This window comes from Corallococcus sp. AS-1-12 (genome assembly GCF_020036995.1).
Classification (GTDB): Bacteria; Myxococcota; Myxococcia; order Myxococcales; family Myxococcaceae; genus Corallococcus.
On sequence record NZ_JAIQDD010000008.1, the window covers coordinates 259,278 to 275,774 of the forward strand.

9 protein-coding genes are annotated in these 16,497 nt (G+C 67.4%); all 9 read right to left on the reverse strand.

Annotated features, from left to right (window positions below; genetic code table 11):
- Positions 1-37: 37 nt before the first annotated feature.
- The 9 genes from K8556_RS16360 to K8556_RS16400 all read right to left on the reverse strand — a co-directional run bounded on the left by K8556_RS16360 (position 38) and on the right by K8556_RS16400 (position 16,491).
- Positions 38-970 (reverse strand): type VI immunity family protein, encoded by a 933-nt coding sequence (locus tag K8556_RS16360; protein WP_223741008.1) that lies wholly within the window; start codon positions 968-970, stop codon positions 38-40.
- Entirely contained in the window at positions 967-1,680 is a 714-nt protein-coding gene (locus K8556_RS16365; protein ID WP_223741009.1) for a hypothetical protein, read from the reverse strand. The genes K8556_RS16360 and K8556_RS16365 overlap by 4 nt, the downstream gene beginning before the upstream one ends.
- Before the next feature lie 114 nt (positions 1,681-1,794).
- Complete coding sequence (drmC, locus tag K8556_RS16370; protein WP_223741010.1) at positions 1,795-2,481, reverse strand: DISARM system phospholipase D-like protein DrmC; 687 nt, start codon at positions 2,479-2,481, stop codon at positions 1,795-1,797.
- A complete protein-coding gene (gene drmB / locus K8556_RS16375; RefSeq protein ID WP_223741011.1) occupies positions 2,472-4,319 on the reverse strand; it encodes a DUF1998 domain-containing protein in 1,848 nt (615 codons plus the stop codon). Before drmB ends, drmC begins: the two co-directional genes overlap by 10 nt.
- Positions 4,306-7,644 carry a DISARM system helicase DrmA gene (gene drmA, locus K8556_RS16380; protein WP_223741012.1) on the reverse strand — a complete coding sequence of 1,113 codons (3,339 nt, stop codon included), beginning with the start codon at positions 7,642-7,644 and terminating at the stop codon, positions 4,306-4,308. Before drmA ends, drmB begins: the two co-directional genes overlap by 14 nt.
- Before the next feature lie 8 nt (positions 7,645-7,652).
- A complete protein-coding gene (locus K8556_RS16385; RefSeq protein ID WP_223741013.1) occupies positions 7,653-11,570 on the reverse strand; it encodes a DNA methyltransferase in 3,918 nt (1,305 codons plus the stop codon).
- The gene (drmD, locus tag K8556_RS16390; RefSeq protein WP_223741014.1) at positions 11,570-14,764 is read right to left on the reverse strand and encodes a DISARM system SNF2-like helicase DrmD; all 3,195 of its coding nucleotides are present in this window, start codon (positions 14,762-14,764) and stop codon (positions 11,570-11,572) included. The genes K8556_RS16385 and drmD overlap by 1 nt, the downstream gene beginning before the upstream one ends.
- Before the next feature lie 105 nt (positions 14,765-14,869).
- Entirely contained in the window at positions 14,870-15,784 is a 915-nt protein-coding gene (locus K8556_RS16395; RefSeq protein ID WP_223741015.1) for a DUF3396 domain-containing protein, read from the reverse strand.
- Entirely contained in the window at positions 15,781-16,491 is a 711-nt protein-coding gene (locus K8556_RS16400) for a hypothetical protein (protein ID WP_223741016.1), read from the reverse strand. Before K8556_RS16400 ends, K8556_RS16395 begins: the two co-directional genes overlap by 4 nt.
- Between the last annotated feature and the right edge of the window lie 6 nt (positions 16,492-16,497).

Genomic DNA, 16,497 nt, shown 5'->3' on the forward strand with positions numbered 1-16,497 from the left:
GGTCGCAAGAGTTGACGGAGTGGCTGTTGCTCAGTTCTCAGGGGTGAAGGAACCGGCGGAGCCATTGGTTCGTATCCTGTTGGAAGGGGAGCAGCCCTTCTCCTTCGTACTGGAAGAGAAAGGGCTCCATCAGGCGGGCCAGCGCGCGGTACTGGGGGGGGATGGCCTTGGCCTGCGTGTCGATGGGGTCAGGCCATTCGTCCAGGGTGACGAGCACGCGGTCCCCGTCCATGGGGAGCAGGGAGACCTCCGGGAAGGGGAGGGCATTGCGGAGCGCGGTGATGCCGCCCAGTTGTCCCAGCAGGGGCTGGCCCAGGAACGTGAGCCAGGCGGGGGCCAGGGCTCGGGTTCCCAATATGGACCTGAAGCCAGTGCCTTGATGGAGATCCAAGCCTCGATAGCGAGCGAGGAGTGCCTCGACGATGGGCCACTTCGCCGCGCCCCACATTCCATGGGAGGAGATGATGGCGAAGCTGGCGTATCCGAAGTTGAAGGGCAGCTCCCGAGCGAGCTCCAGCGCCAATGTGCGCAGGTGAGCCGCACCGTTCCCCTGGAGGTAGTCCGTGGGAAAGGTGAATGACACCGCGTTGACGGGAGCCTTACCGAACGGCGTGTCGAGTGGATGCCCGTCGTACTCAAAAACGTACCCGCTGGAGAGCTCACCTCCGCCAGGGCTCTCGGAGAGCTCCGCATTCCCACTGGTGCCCCAGGGACGCTCGAGTATTTGCTGGCGAGCGATCTCCCAGCCCTTGTCATCCAGCTCCAGGATGTCGCCGTCGTCCGTGCCGTACCAACCCAGCGAGCCCGGAGGAATGGCGCGAAGATAAGCCTGCAGCGCACGCCATACGGAGGGCGCGATCTCCTTGTGATCGCGGTGGATGAAAAAGCTGAGGCCAATGCCATCACGGGCCGCGGGAAGCGGGGGCGAACCTTTCGACCACAGGCGGATGACAGGGTATTCCCTGGTCATGGCTCCACCTCCTTGACCCCTGTACGGGGCGATATGAGCAAGGCCTGCCCTCCCAGGGCTTCCTCGTAGACGGACCGCTGGGACATGCCGGCGTAGGTGCCTGTGCCATACCTCGTCCAGGCTGGACCATTGGTGTCCGGACACGGGAACTTGAAGTCCAGGGTGAGCGCGGACCTGAGCAGGTCGCGGTCTCCGTGAAGGACAATGTCCGGCTTGATCGTGCCCCTGAGTTCGTCGGTGCAGCCGTCTGCGATGAGTTGCGCCTCTTTCGCCCGGCTGATGGTCTCCAGGAAGCGGGCGTTCGGGTAGTAGCGGTAGCGCTGCTCGATGCTGAAGGGAGCGGGCCACAGCTCCTTCAGCACTGCTTCCGCGCACTGAAGCGCGAGCACGTGCTTCTGCTGACCGAGTTTCATGGCCCGCGTTACGGGCTTGCCGCAGCGGTCCTGCTCCACCACCTCGGCGCACTCCTGGCGCGTCGGAGGCCGGTCCTTGAAGTAGCGCGCGTTCCCCAACTGCTCAGCTTGGACCGCACACGCGACGAGTTGCTGCTCCAGCTCATCCGCGTCGTGCTCCTGCTGCATCAGCGCGAGCACGGCTGGAGGGATGGCCCGGACCAGAGGCGACGCCATGGCCTGGGTCGCCGCCCGCGCGGACGCCTGCTCCGCCACGTAGGCCGCGTGCCGTGCCTTCCCGGCCGTCTCCGTGTCCACGAACCGTAGCGTCCCATGCCGTGAACCACCGGCACACGCTGTCAGCAGGGCGCAGGCTACCCAGAGGCTCGTTACGGAACGCACACGCCGGACTCTATCCGGCGCTGCGTCGAATCAGGCGACCCTTGAGAACCACTCCCCCGTGGAGAACTGGGCCTCCAGCACCGCCGCCAGGTGCGCATCCTCCAGCAGCACGCCCACCTCGATGTTCCGTGTCTGTCCCCGGTCGGTGAAGTTCGCGGACGTCACGAAGACCCACCGCGCGTCCACCACGACGCACTTCGCATGCAGGCTGGCGAAGACTCCCTTCTCCGGCGAGAAGCCGTGACACTCCGGAAACGGTGGCCCGAACGGCCAGTGCTCCTTCAGGAACGCCGAGGCCACCGAGGCACTGGCATAGAGCCGGCAACCCACACCCCGCTTGAGCGCTTCGTGCAGCGGCTTCAGGACCTCCGCCGCGTGGTCGAACGCGAACCCGGCCACCAGCACCGTGCTCGTGGCCTTGTGGAACAGGTCCGCCAGCACCACCGCCGTGTCGCGGGCGCCGCTCCAGCGCGTCTCCGGCCCCGTCCAGACCAGCTCCGGACGCCGGGCTCTCCCGCGCCGCTCCACGAGCAGCGTGTCCAGCAACACGAGCGTCCCGTCCCGCCCCAGCGCGTTCAACGCCGCGGCCTCGCCCGCCAACCGCTCCAGCCCTTCACCCTGGAGCGCCAGCCGTGACAGCGGGAACCCGAGCCTCCGCGCGGCCACCACGTCCCTCAGCCGCTCCAGGTCCAGCGTCGCCACGCCGCTCAGGTCCACGGCGTCTTCAGGAAGGCGACGTCCTCGTGGCCCAGCGTGGGCACGACGAGCGCGCGGTCGAGGTATTGGTTGAAACGCTCGCAGGAGCACTCCGGCAGGAAGAGGCAGCCGTGGCACGCGGCCCCTTCCAGGTCGCGGTCGTCACGACCCGTGGGCTCGTGGTGCGCGCAGACAGGGTCGTTGGAGCAGAGGCGCGCGTCCTCCAGCGCGCGGGACAGGTGCTGCCCCAGCCTCCGCCCCTCCTCCACCAGTCCGCCCAACGTGCCCTCCGCGCCCGTGGTTCCCGTCATCAGCAGGATGCCCGCCATGGGGACGGCATCGCTGTGCGGCGCGCAGTACAGCCGCTCGCGGATGGAACTCGCGGGGTAGCCACACTCCAGCGCCACCTCCGTCATCAGGAGGTGCGCCAGCGAGTGCAGCAGGTAGAGCCGCACCCCCGGGAAGGTGTGCTTCGAACCGGAGCCCTGCTTCCAGCGCTCCCAGCCGGCCTGGAGCACCTCCTCGCGCCGTCGCACCGGCTCGGAGGTCTCCCATGCGTGCACCTGCTGCTCGTCGAGCACCAGCAGCATGCCCTCGCCCTGAATCTCCGTGACGGGCACCCAGTCCCGGTGCAGCGACATCGGCGCGAGCGCCACGTCCAGGTCGTAGCGGCCCTGGAGGTCCTTCGACAGCGGCTCCAGCCGCGTGAAGCCGACCTGGGCCTGGACCTCGCGCAGCCGCCGCGCCAGCACCACGCGTTCGACCAGCGAGGGCAGCCCCTGGGGCCGGGCGATGCGCCGCGCCCAGAAGACCTCGGTGCGGTCCCGGGGCATCTCACCCGGCTTCTCCTGCGGCTGCGCGAGGAACTGGAGCCACTCCGCGGTGCGAATCTCCGGGACGGCCTCGGGCGTGTGCTCGCGCTCCGCCTGGATGGCCGCCAGCACCTCCGCGTTGGAGGCGGAGCCCAGCGCCGCCTGGACCTGGGGGATGGTCCGGAAGGCGGGCAGGCTCTCCGCTGTGGCCGCCTGGAGGATGTTCCACGCGGACTGCACTTTGCGCCGGAGCGACTCGGGCTCGGGGATGGTGATGGCGCTGGTGGTCTGCGCGAAGTAGCCATTGCTGGCGGTGCGGACCAGCAGCCGCTGCTTCTCGTCGCAGCGCTCCCGGGCCTCCAGCCCCAGCCAGGGCCGCTCTCCGTCGCAGCGGTCCTGCTGCTCCTTGACCATCATGTCGGCAAGGCGCTTGCGCTTGCCGCACGTCGAGCACGCGACCTCGATGTCGCTGAAGTCTCCGCTCACGCCTTCTTCCAGCCTGAGCTGCGGGGCGTCGCAGGGCTTGCGCTCGTGCGTCCACCAGGACCAGTCAATGTCCGACAGATGCCCCCGGGGACACGCCGCGACGAAGCGCACCGGTACGCACCGCTCCGGCTTCGCCTCCACGCCAGAACAGCGGTGGCGGTACTCCTGGTTCACGCGCTCCAGGCTGTTGGCCCGCACCAGCGCACGGCAGTGGGGGTTCTGGCAGACGAACCAGCGCGGAAACTCATACACCTGGATGCCGCAGGACTCCGTCGGCTCGCGCTCATCCCCGGCGGGTGGTTTGCGGAAGGGCGCCTCCTTGCTGAGGGGCCACTTGTTGCGGTGGTAGAGCGGTTCGACGATCTCCAGGAGCCTGGGCTCGTTGACCACCTCGCCCTGGCCCTTGAGCCGCCAGAAGTCCAGGCCTCCCACGAGGACCGCATCGTTGAGCAGGTCCAGCATGCTGCCCGGGCCGAAGGTGGAGACCACCTGGCTCTGGCGCACGCGCCCATCCGGCGGCCGCGTCGAGCGGGCCCGGGTCCACTTCCTACGGTTCGTCATGCGTCACCTCCTCCGTCGCGGCCTTCGGGGCGCGGTAGCCGCCCAGCGGTTGACGTGAAATCCACAGGTGCACCGAGGACTCCACGTCGCGCATGGACGTGGGCGCTTCGAACTTGAGCTCGTCCTGGGTGAGGTTCTCGGTGGTGTCCAGGAAGCCGCGCAGCAGCGGCTTGAGACCCTTTCCCTCCGGGTCGTAGGGCGAGTACGCGCGCTGGGCGGCGTCCTTCTTCGCCTGCTCGATGATGTTGCGCCACGAGTCGAGCAGGCTCCGTGCGCGCTGCATCACGATGGCGCTGGCGCGCTCCGACTCCTCCTTGGGCAGCCCGCGCCCCGCGCGCTTCGCCAGCGTTTCGAGCGTCTGCTCCAGCGCGTCCCGGTGCGCCTGCAACGACTTCCATTCCAGGGGGGCGGTCATCGCGGTGTCCAGCAGCCGGCCCAGCGCCACCACCACGCCCGCGAGGCCCCGGTCGAGCGCCGGGGCGGAGAAGGGCGTCACCGAGGTGGCTTCGACGAAGCGGTAGAACGACTCATGGTACGTCCCGAAGCGCTCGTAGTGGCTGCGGTCGCGAGGCTTGGCTGCGTTGAGGCACGTCACCACCAGGCCGGGTTTGTTCGTGTTGCGGCCCACGCGGCTGGACGCCTGGATGTACTCGCTGGTCGTCTTGGGTTGACCCGCCACGACCATGAGGCCCAGCCGGTCGATGTCCACGCCCACGGAGATCATGTTGCTGGCGAGCACGACGTCGATGCTCTGGGGCTGGCCGTGCGTGAGCTCCAGTCGGTTCTTCGAGGCCTTGATGTCGGCGGTCTTCTCCCGGCTGGTCAGCTCGATGGGCTCGCCACGGATGGTCCGGCTCCGGTACCAGGGGTGCTCGGCGTCCTTGTCGAAGTCCTCGGGGCGGCGGCGGGCGCGGTCCATCACCAGCCGTCGCACTTCGTCCTCGACGAGCCGGCGCATGCCGCCCAGCTCCCGCAGGCTGTTGAAGTAGCCGACGAGGGTCAGGTACGGGTCGGCGCCGGGCGCGCCGTGGAGTTGTTCACCGCGCGCGGCGGCGGCGAGCACGCTGACGTAGACGCGCAGCAGGATGGCCTTCATGGGCCGCCCGGGCGCCGCCACACCCACGTACTGGCGCGCGCCCTTCTTGCCCACGGAGGCGAAGAACGTCTCGGAGGCGTCCACGCCGGGGGGCGGGAAGAGCGCCACGTCCCGTCCATAGAGGCGGCTCACCTGTTGCCGCGAACGGCGGACCGTGGCCGTGGAGGCCACCAGCTTCGCCCGGGGCGCGAGCGTCAGGACGGCCCCTTCGTAGAGGCCCACCATGGAGCCCAGGGGGCCGGAGATGAGGTGCAGCTCGTCCTGCACGATGAGCTCCGGGGGGCGCAGGCCCTTCGGGAGCGTGACGAGCGCCGCCTTCACGTCCGCGGCGTCGTCGCACGGGCCGACGAAGCGCTTCCCGGTGCGGCCCAGGGCCCGGCCGAAGAGCAGCCCGGTCTCTCCACGCCAGGGCAGCATGGCGAACTTGTCCACGGTGGCCACGAGGAAGCATGGCAGCTCGCGGTAGATCTGCTCGTCGACGAAGAGGACGGGGAGCCCCTCCGGGTTGCGGCCCAGGTTGAAGGCGCACGCGATGTTCGCGCAGCCGACGAGCACCTCCTCGGGCCTGGACTTGGAGGGCCGGAGGATGAAGCACTCCCGTTCGAAGGGCGTGGCGCACCACGGGCAGGTGGCGAGCGGGAAGGGCGACTGGGCGCGGGCGCTGTTGTCGTTCTTGTACTCGGTGATCTGCGTGGAGACCTGCTCCAGGGTGTTGGCGGTGGCGGAGCGGCCGACCCACAGGCCGATGGAGAAGCGCACCGCTCCCAGGCGTTTCGGCTCCTGCTGACGGAGCACGTCGAGCGCGCAGATGAGCGTCGCCGCGCGGCCGAGCTGGTCGAGCGTGAGCAGCCGCAGCGTGTAGCGCAGCAGCACGGCCACCCCCAGGCCGCCGTGGAGATGCGCCTGGCCGCGGAGGCGGCGCAGGAGCAGGGTGAAGGCGATGAGGCCCAGGTACGCCTGCGTCTTGCCGCCGCCCGTGGGGAAGAAGATGAGCTCCACGAGCTCGCGGTCCGCGTGGGCTTCGTCCTCGACGGACGGGAGGTTGAGCAGGATGAAGGCGAGCTGGAAGAGGCGCCATTCGGGAGCCCGGTCCGGGCGGGCCTTGCGTTCGGCCTGGGCCATGACGCTGTTCATCCAGCGGAAGGCGTCGAAGGCGAGGGGCTCCCGCTCCAGGAGCTGGATGCCCTCCTCGATGCGGGTGGCCGCGCGGTGGGCGCGGCGGACCAGCTCATCCCGGGTCTCCTCGCGGCGCTCGCTGCCCACGTCGAGGGTGGCCTGGGTGGTCACCCAGTCTCGGTAGGCACGCACCAGGGGGCTCAGGGCCGCGACGGCTTCCGAAGGCGTCGTGAACGCGGCGAGCTGTTCCATTCCCACCGCGACCTCGCGAATCTGGCGCGCTTCGACGGGGAGCACCTCGACGCGAGGCAGCCAGTCCGTCTCCACGCGGGTGACGGGCATGGAAGTGGAGGGGACGCGCACCGAGACGCCGTGGCCCACGGCCCACTGCTGACGGTGGCGGAACTGGAGGTCGTTGACGCGGTCATCATCGTCCTCGCTCCGGGCGTCGCTGGAGTCCTGCCGGCTGACGAAGCCCTGCGCGCACTCCAGGGCGAGGTGCGTCTGGAAGGCATAGGCCTCGTCGCGGTCCGCGGCGGTGGAGGTGGGGGGACGCGCGTTCACGAGGAAAATGGCGACGGCGAGCTCCCCTTCGCGCGTCCTCTCCACGTGGCCCTCCAGGCGCAGGCCCCGGCTGTCCTGGAGGTGCACGCCTTCGCGCAGCACCGAGTCGTTCAAGGACAGGGTGACGGTGCGTTGGTGGAAGGTGCGGCTCCACGGCTTGCGCCCGTCCGCCTCGGTGCGCTGGTAGTCCGCCCAGCAGACATGCGCGGTGAGCTGGGACGTGCTTGAGGGGACGAAGACGGACAGACCCATGGACGCGGGAAGACGGCGCACCTTCTTGGCGGTCGGGTCGGGACGGGAGGCTTCCTCGTTGTCCTCGTCGTTGCCCGCGGCCAGGTCGTCCTCTTCGTCGTCCGGGTCGTCCTCGATGACACCCTGGTCGAGTGGAACGAGGAAGCCTGTCAGGTACCAACGGGAAGGCGGTGTGCGGAGCACTTCGGTGGCGTCCGACACGGGAGCGCCTGGGGGCTTGTGGAACGGACCGACGAGGTCCGCTTCGAGCGCATCGATGAGGTGGGAGCGGACCGCTCCGGCGTCATGGGCATTCATGGGAGGGCTCAGGCGGTCTGGGGGCGGGACTTCGAGGGACGGCGGGAAGTGGGGTGGGCTTCCTCGTGGGCGCGCTGCTCGTTCAGGTCGAAGAGGCGGTCGAGGACTTCGTCCTCGAAGGCATCGAGTTGTTTGGGAGTGGCGCCGCAGTAGGGAGGTGCGTGGAGGTCATTCCAGCCGTACGCATCCAGGACGGCCTGATCCACGGCGACGTGCAGCTCACGCAGCCGCTGCGTCGCGGCATCCGTGACGGACCTGTCCTTGAGCCGGTTGTACGTCGTCGTCAGGCCGATGTTGTGGGCCTGCATGTACTGGCTGCGCTCGAAGTGGAGCCGTTCACCTATCGCGTCGAGGGCTGCTGCGTGTGACTCGTCGGGGAAGGGGAAGGTTTCGAAGCAACTGCTTGGGGTGTAGCGGAGTCGGTCCTCAAGCGAGGATGACAAGAGTCGTGCCCAAGCTTCATGCACCCGAGACTGCAAGACGGCGAGCCAGCGGTCGTGCACGACACTGTAGGCGTATACTGTGTTGGCGAAAACGACGTCTGTTGAACTCCAGTCGAATGTGAGGTGTTTTGATATTTGTGAGTTTATGAGGCAGCGCTTGAGGGGGCGGAGGGTTTGATATAGTTCTGGTCGCGGACGAGTGAATTGCCACCAAAGCTGCTTGGCTCTTTTGTCTTTTCCTTTGTCGCGGTCCGGCTTTACTAGGTCGCGAACAATGTGAATGAGATCGGGCCATTGTTCGGCCTGCTCAAGTTTCATCTGGCCGAAGTTGATGACGTATCTTTCGACTTTCTGAACAGGGTCCGCATTGTGTTCTTCGCCGCCGACATATCGGAAAATGCAGTCGGCGTTTTTGGGCGACCTGGCAATCAGCGCTGTTCGCTGCTCAAGACTTAATACGAACCCCATTCCCAGTACACTGCTTCCCTGATGGCTCTTGTTTTCATTTGTAATGAGCATCGCGGGATCTGCTCGTTCGGATTTGTCTCTTAGCCGGGAGTTGAGCTTTTCTGCGGGTTGGCCATTCAGCCGAGGCTTGAGTTTCAGATTTGAGACGTGGCCTTTGGCCAAATGCACTACAGAAACCGTGACGTTGGTGCCGGTCACGGGCCACTTCATGGAACGCACGGCGTCGTACAGGTGGCAGCCATGGTCCACCAGGTACTTCAGCCCCGTGGCCCTCGTGTCACCCTGTGAGATGGTATTGGTGGCGATGAACCCGAAGCTGCCGTGCTCACCCAGCAGGTGGAACGCGCGGCGGAAGAAGTGCGCGGACAGGTCCGCGTTGCCGTGTGCTCCCTCGTGGACCGCCTGGAGCCAGGGCAGGTAGTTTTCTCCCCCTTTCTCGATGATCGCGTTCTTCCCCGCGAAGGGCGGATTGCCCACGAACCCATCGATCCATGCCGCCTTGTTGGGCTGCTCGTTGTCGAGCGGATCGGGCCGGCTCCCATGGAACACCTCGGGGAACTCCAGCGGCCAGTGGAACGTCCAGGGCGGCGCGGAGAACGCGGCGATGTCCGCCGGCATGGGCGGCAGAACGCCCTTCTTCTCCTGGGCCAGCCACGCTCCAATCCGATCGAGCCGACGGACGCGCTCCTTCTCCCGCTCCTTGTCCGACCCATGGGCGAAGAACGCACCGACGCACGCGTTGGCGATCCGTTTGACGTCCGCCAGCGCCGCGTCCGCGTCACGGAGCAGCCCTTCCTTCACCCGGCCAGGGTCCAGGTCCAACTGCAATGGCTTGCGCTCCGGTCCTTCCAGGTCGAGCGCGAGCTGGAGGATCTCCTCGCGCTTCTCGAGCGAACGCGTCAGTTGCTTCTTGATGAGCGCCCACGGCAGCTCTGACTGCTTCTTGGTGGCCGGGTCCCAGTGGAACGCTTGAAGCTGCTCCAGGTCGAGCCCGACCAGCGAATCCCCACACTTGAGCGCATGGTCCAGGAACGTGAACGGCTCTGTCTTCGCCAGCGTCACGAGCCACAACGACAGCTTCGCGAGGCTCACCGCCCACGGGTTCTTGTCCACGCCGTACAGGCACCGCTGGGCCACCAGCCGGCGCGCTCGCATCACCTCATCCTCGTGCTTGTCGCGCTTCAGCACGCCCTCACGGGTCCAGGCGGCGACGACCTGGTCCGCGAGGAAGCGGCAGGACTCCACGAGGAACGCGCCCGACCCCATGGCCGGGTCACAGATCTTCAGGTTGAGGAGGCGCTCCGAGGACGGCTGGGGTCCCATCGTCTTGAGCAGCGGCTCCAGCGCACGCTGGACGATGGGCGTGGAGAGGCTTCGAGGCGTGTAGTGGCTGCTCGTCCGCCGTCGCTCGTCTCCGGGCTGGAGCACCCACTGGGAGGCTCGCCGCGTCTCGGTGCCCCTCACGCGGTACGGCTCCAGCGCTGCCAGGACCATCTGCTGCGTGACGGCCTGCTCCAGCGTCTTCGCCAGGGCCTTCACGGCCTTCGTATCAAGACCGGCTTCCTCCCCCAGCCATGCGGCGCGCCGCTTCGCGGGCTGGGCCAGCACCTCGTCCGCGGAGACCCAGACCTTCGAGGGCTTGAGGCAGAGTCCAGCGCCGGTCAGGCGCTTGACGTGAAAGCCCATCAGCCCCTCGTACACGGAGCCGATCTGCTCCACGTCGAGCGACTTGAAGCTCAGTCGCTGTCCCTTGAGGAAGATGAGCCGCTCCAGGACCTGGTGGATGGTCTCATCATCGATGGATGGCGTTGGCGCCTGCGTGCCCGCATCGTCGGAGGTCCCGCCACCCAGGAAGGGAAACCTGTCGGGGTCGAAGAGCTGCCCGCGACGTGCCGGCATGCGCAGCTTGTCGTGTGAGGCCCCCAGATAGATGCACCGGAAGAGCGCCAGCAGCCGTGGCCACGCGCCGAACCGGCGGTTCATCGCGTCGGGGTATTGGCTGGCGTCCTCGACCAGTTGCTCGTGAAGCGCCTTCACCGACAGGTCGTCGCGGTAGGGCTCCTGGTCCACGGGGAGCAGGCCCTGGTCCTCCGCGTAGAGGATGAAGACGAGCCTCAGGAGGGTCGAGAGGAGTCCTCCGTAGACATGGTCCTCTCCGCGCGCGAACGCCTCGTCCAGGGCACGGGAGCCATCCCGCTCAGCGGCCGTCTCGAACCCCGTCAGCAAGATGCTGAGCGCCTCCAGCACCTGGTCCGCCAGCTCCTCGGTGACATCGGCCTGGCGGCGGCGGGACTGCTCCAGGAGCGCGGGGAGCTGATGCTCGGGCAGCACGCCGAAGAAGCGGCGCGCGTGCAGGAGCATCACCATCGCGTCGAACAGGGGCCGGCCGCTGGAGGTGACGAGGTCCTTGAACCGGAAGGTGAGGTGCCCCGAGGTCTCCCCGTGGGGTGCGTAGACCAGGCGCACGCAGTCCCCATTGAACAGCAGGCCGATGGGGACGCGGGCTGCGCGCAGCAGGCGGTCGAACTTGGCGGTGGGCTCGTAGAACCACGCGCCCGTGGTGTCCTCCTTCTTGTCCAGGTCCAACCCGAGCGGCAGCTCCCAGGTGAGGAGCGCGAAACCCTCCGCGGCCCGGCTGACCGGTGTGGAGTCGTCCGGCAGGCCCTCCGGCTTCGCGGGTGGAGGACCGCGCCGCCGCAGAGCCCGCGTGGGCCGGATCGTCTGGTGTCCCTCCGCGATGTCGAGCCGGAGGTCCTCCGGGAACTCCGTGACGAAGTCATCGTCGGAGAAGCCCAGCACTTCCCGGAGGAAGCGCGGGACATCCGTCACGCGAGGTGACTCCCGGCCCGCGAGCAGGATGAACCGCGACTGCGCGGACACCGGCAGGCGCTGCATGCACTGTGCGTCCTCGAGGACCGGGATGGAGACCACCAGCCCTTCGATGGGCTGCGCCATCCCCATCCATGTCTGGTGATAGCGACGCTCGACGTCACCGCCAAAGCCCTGGCCGTTCATCAGCGCGCCCCCGGCCACAGGTAGACCATGCCCACGGGCACCAGACGGGCGACCCGCACGGCGTAGGTGGCTTTCAAGGATTCGGGCTGCTCAACGAGCTCCTTCCCGAGCGCTGTCAAACGTTGTTCGAGGTGGGCCTTGTCTCGCCTCCATTGGTCCTGCTCCGCCCGTGCGTCGAGCTTGAGCTCGAGCTGTGCGCCCAGCGCCTCTTGGATGGCCTCCTGCTGCGTGAGGAGAATCTGTGTCAGGGCCTTGGCTTCGGATGCCCCCCGAGCCGCCAGCTTCTTGCGAGCCTCCTTCTCCCGCTCCGAGGCCTGCTCCTCGATGGCGGGCCAGAGCTTCGAGAAGTCGGACGCGGCGCTGGCCAGCAGTCGCTTCTGGACGGCCTTCGGTGTCGCGGAGAGCGCGGGCGCTTCCGCCAGCGTGGTCTCCAGTTGATCAATCGCCTTGCGGTCCGCCTCGTCCGCGAAGGGCTTCAGGTGCCCGCGGCCGCCGCCGTCCAGCCACTTCGCTGAGACGGAGACAACCTCGTCATGGAGCCGCGCCGCGCCTTCACCAAAGAGCGACAGCCGGCCGAAGACGATGACGCGCGCCACCGAGTCGCGCTTCGTCTGGACCACCGTGACCCGGCTCAGGTCGTTGGCGGAGAACCCCTGCGCCAGGAACCGCTGGAGCACCCGCTGGACGAGCGGATGGGACAGGTGCAGGTGGGCGAGCTTGCTGGAGACCCCCGGAGGCGCCTCGAAGACCACGGGAGACAGGGGGCGCTTGCGCCACTCCCAGGGCGCTTCGTCCTGCTCCCGCCTGGGGCGGATGGCATCCAGGGTCGAGTTCCATGAAGCGGGGAGGGCGGGAACCTTCCAGGCCTCCAGCGTCCGGCCCTCCTCCGTGACGGTCTCCCGCTCCAGCTGTCCCGCGCCAGCCAGCTCGAACCCCACGTCCAGCGCGTCGCGCAGCAGGACGGGGTTGAAATCCATGACCTTGCCGCTGCGGTCGCGGAGGTCTCCAATCGCATCCAACTCCTTGCGCAGCGACTGCAGCGTGCGTTGGGACTCCAGTTCCCGCTTCGTGACCTCGGTGCGGGAGGAGGTCGCGGCGCGGGAGAGGCTCTCCAGGGTGCCTTTGTTGATGCCCGAGGCGAGGGCATCGTGCATCTGGTCCATCAGCACGCAGCCCAGGCTGCCCAGCTCGCGCGTGATGGTCTCGACCTTGCGAGCCAGGGTGTCGAGCACCGCGTCCTCGGCGCGCTGGCTGTAGACGAAGTAGCCGCAGCGGACCGCCGGCGCGGGCTGCAGGGCCCGGTCGATGCGACCGTTGCGCTGCTCCATGCGCGAGGGATTCCACGGGACATCGTAGTGGAAGAGATCCGCGCAATGGCCCTGCAGGTTGATGCCTTCGCGCGCGGCGTCGGTCGCGAGGAGGACCCGGACGGGAGACTCCTCCATCGGGCCGTTGAAGGCGGCCTGGACCTGTGCGCGCCTCACGTCATCGATGCCGCCCGTCAGCGTGAGGATTCGCTCATCGCCCCGGTGGGTTCCTTCGAAGGCCGCGGTGAGCTGCTCCTTGAGGAATCGGAGCGTGTCGCCGTACTCCGTGAAGACGATGACCCGGCGGGGCTTCCAGGGGGCACCCCGGGTGAGCGGACATTGGTGCTCGCGAATCCAGTGGAGCAGGGCCCGCAGCTTCGCGTCCCGGGCGGTGCGGTGCCGGGCGCTCAGCTTGAGCATGTCATCCAGGAGCTGACGTGCCTGGATGCTGGCGGACAGCTCCTGGCTCTGCTCGCGGATGGTCTCCGCGAACGCCTGCTCGAGGGATTCGTCCGTCTCGCCGTGTTCCTCGGAGTCGGGGGTCGTTTCGCCGGTGAGTCCTCCGCCGTCAGGGGCCAGGCTCCCAGCGCCGAAGGCCGCCGCATGGACGGAGAGGGTGCGGTGGAAGGCCTCGATGCTGGAGAGGAGGCGCTTCTGGAGGTTGATGAAGACCAGGCGCCCCTGCTTCGTCGCGGGCGCCATCAGCTCCGTGTAGCGCGCGAGCTTCTGGGACAGCTCCAGTTCAGCGGCCGAGCCTTCGCCCAGGTCGACTCGCTGTTCGACGCTCTTTCCGTCCGGCGCGAGCCACTCGGCGAGCCAGCGCCCTGCCTCGTGCGTCAGGCGCACGCCCACGACGTGTCGCTCGGGGTAGCGCTGTGCACTGCCCAGGGCGCGCAGGTCGCCCTTGAGCCGGCGCACCATGACGGGGGCGAGCTGGGCTTCGCGGACGCGAGTGCCTCGGGTGAAGCGCTGCGGGTCCAGCATCTCCAGCAGCGCGGAGAAGCTGTTGGAGTGGCCGTTGTGGGGCGTGGCGGAGAGGAAGAGCCGGTGCTCGAAGCGCTCCGCGAGGGAGCGGATGCTGCGGGTCGTCTCCGTGTCGATGGCGTACCGGCTGGCCGATGCGGGGGCGACGACGTGCGCCTCGTCCAGCACCAGCATGGACTTGTGGTGGCCCTTCTCTTCCAGCAGGGTCTTGAGTGGCTCGAAGTACTCGCTGCGGCGCAGCGTCTGGTACGACACGATGAAGCGCGAGTGCGTGGCCCAGACGGGGACCTGGAAGCCGCGCTCCTGACGACGGCGGGAGACGAACTCGCTGTTGAAGATCTCGAAGCGCAGGCCGAAGCGCTTCTCCATCTCATCGCGCCACTGGAGCGTCACGGACGCCGGGCAGACGATGAGGACGCGGTCCACGCGCTGGCGGAGGATGAGCTCCTGCAACACCAGCCCGGCTTCGATGGTCTTTCCCAGACCTACGTCGTCCGCGATGAAGAGGTTCACCCGGGGCAGCTCGAGCGCCTTCTTGAGAGGCGTGAGCTGGTGGTTCATCAGGTGGATGCCCGCGCGGAACGGCGCCTGGAAGAGCCGGGCATCGGTGGCGGTGACGGAGCTCCACTTGAGCGCGTGCAGGTACGCGGCGAAGTGACGGGGTTCGTCGAAGCGCTCGGGGGTTCCCAATCCACCGTGTTCAGGCCGGATGACCCGCGCCGCGAGTTCCCGCTCCCACAGGACAGACAGGGGACGGCCCTGTGCGTCATCATCCAGACAGGTGAGACGGACGAGGGTGTGTTGCTCCCGGACATCCGAAGGAGCCACGACCTCGTTGACCAGATATTGGCGGTGTCGGACCTGCGCGATATCACCCGCGCACGGCATGGGAGCGGAGGGCATGCGTGCAACATGCCGCTACAGCTTCGGACTAGACCATACCTCTTTCGGGGCAGCGTCGTCGTGGCGCGAAACCCATACAATCAGGATGCCGGTACTGCTGTTCGCTCATCTCAAGTATCTTCGTAGCCACTGATTCATGTCTTGTTCGTAGAGGGGAAGCCCTTCCCCTTCGTACTGGAAGAGGAAGGGTTCCATCAGGCGGGCCAGCGCGCGGTACTGGGGGGGGATGGCCTTCACCTGCGTGTCGATGGGGTCTGGCCATTCATCCAGGGTGACGAGCACACGGTCTCCGTCCATGGGGAGCAGGGAGGCCTCCGGGAAGGAGAGCGCGTTGCGGAGCGCGTCGATGCCGCCCAGTTGTCCCAGCAGGGGCTGACCGAGAAACGTGAGCCAGTAGGGGCCCAGGGTTCGGGTTCCAAGGCGAGAACTGAAACTCCTCGCAGCAGGCGCATCAAGGCCGGGGTAGCGAGTGAGGAGCGCTTCGGTGATGTCCCAATCCCCTGCAGCCCAGGAGCCCTGTGTCGAGACAAGAGCGAAGCTGGCGTAACCGAAGTTGAAGGGCAGCTCTCGAGCCAGTTCAAGTGCTAGCGAACGAATGTGCGTCACACCGTGCTCCACGAGGTATTCCGTGGGGAACGTGAACGCCAACGTGCTGACTGGAGCATCATGGAAGGGACTGTCGAGCCGGCGCCCATAATACTCGACCTGATAGTCGCCGGTTTCGCTGGGGCTCTCCAGCAGCTCAGCGGTCCTGCCGCCGCCCCCGCCGCGTCCAACGACTTCCTCGCGGTTGTGTGTCCACCCGTCGTCGTCGAGCGGGACCATGTCTCCATCCGCTGACGTGTACCAGTTGAGTGAGCCGGCCGGAATGGCACGAACGTAGGCCTCGATAGCGCGCCAGATCGCGGGGCCGATCTCTGAGTAGTCGCGAGGGATGAAGAATGAAAAGACAATGCCATCCCGCGCCGTGAGCCAGTCATTCCTGCCCCGAAGTCTGATGACTGGGTAGTTCTCTTTCATGGCGGCGCGATTCCTTTGGTTGGCGAGATGAGGAGGGCTTTGCCACCTAACGCTTTTTCGTAGACGGTCCCCTGGAGCTCATCTGCATAGGGGCTGCTGCTTCCGTAGCGAGCCCATTGTGGCCGATTGGTGTTAGGGCAGGGGAACTTGAAGTCCAGGCTGAGCGCGGACTTGAGCAGGTTGCGGTCCTCGTGCAGAACGATGTCCGGCTTGATGGTGCCTCGGAGTTCGTCGGTGCAGCCGTCGGCGATGAGTTGCGCTTCCTTCGCCCGGCTGAGGGTCTCCAGGAAGCGGGCGTTCGGGTAGTAGCGGTAGCGCTGCTCGATGCTGAAGGGCGCGGGCCACAGCTCCTTCAGCACTGCTTCCGCGCACTGAAGCGCGAGCACGTGCTTCTGCTGACCGAGTTTCATGGCCCGCGTTACGGGCTTGCCGCAGCGGTCCTGCTCCACCACCTCGGCGCACTCCTGGCGCGTCGGAGGCCGGTCCTTGAAGTAGCGCGCGTTCCCCAACTGCTCAGCTTGGACCGCACACGCGACGAGTTGCTGCTCCAGCTCATCCGCGTCGTGCTCCTGCTGCATCAGCGCGAGCACGGCTGGAGGGATGGCCCGGACCAACGGGGACGCCATGGCCTGGGGCGCGGCCCGCGCGGACGCCTGCTCCGCCACGTAGGCCGCATGCCGTGCCTTCCCGGCCGTCTCCGTGTCCACGAACCG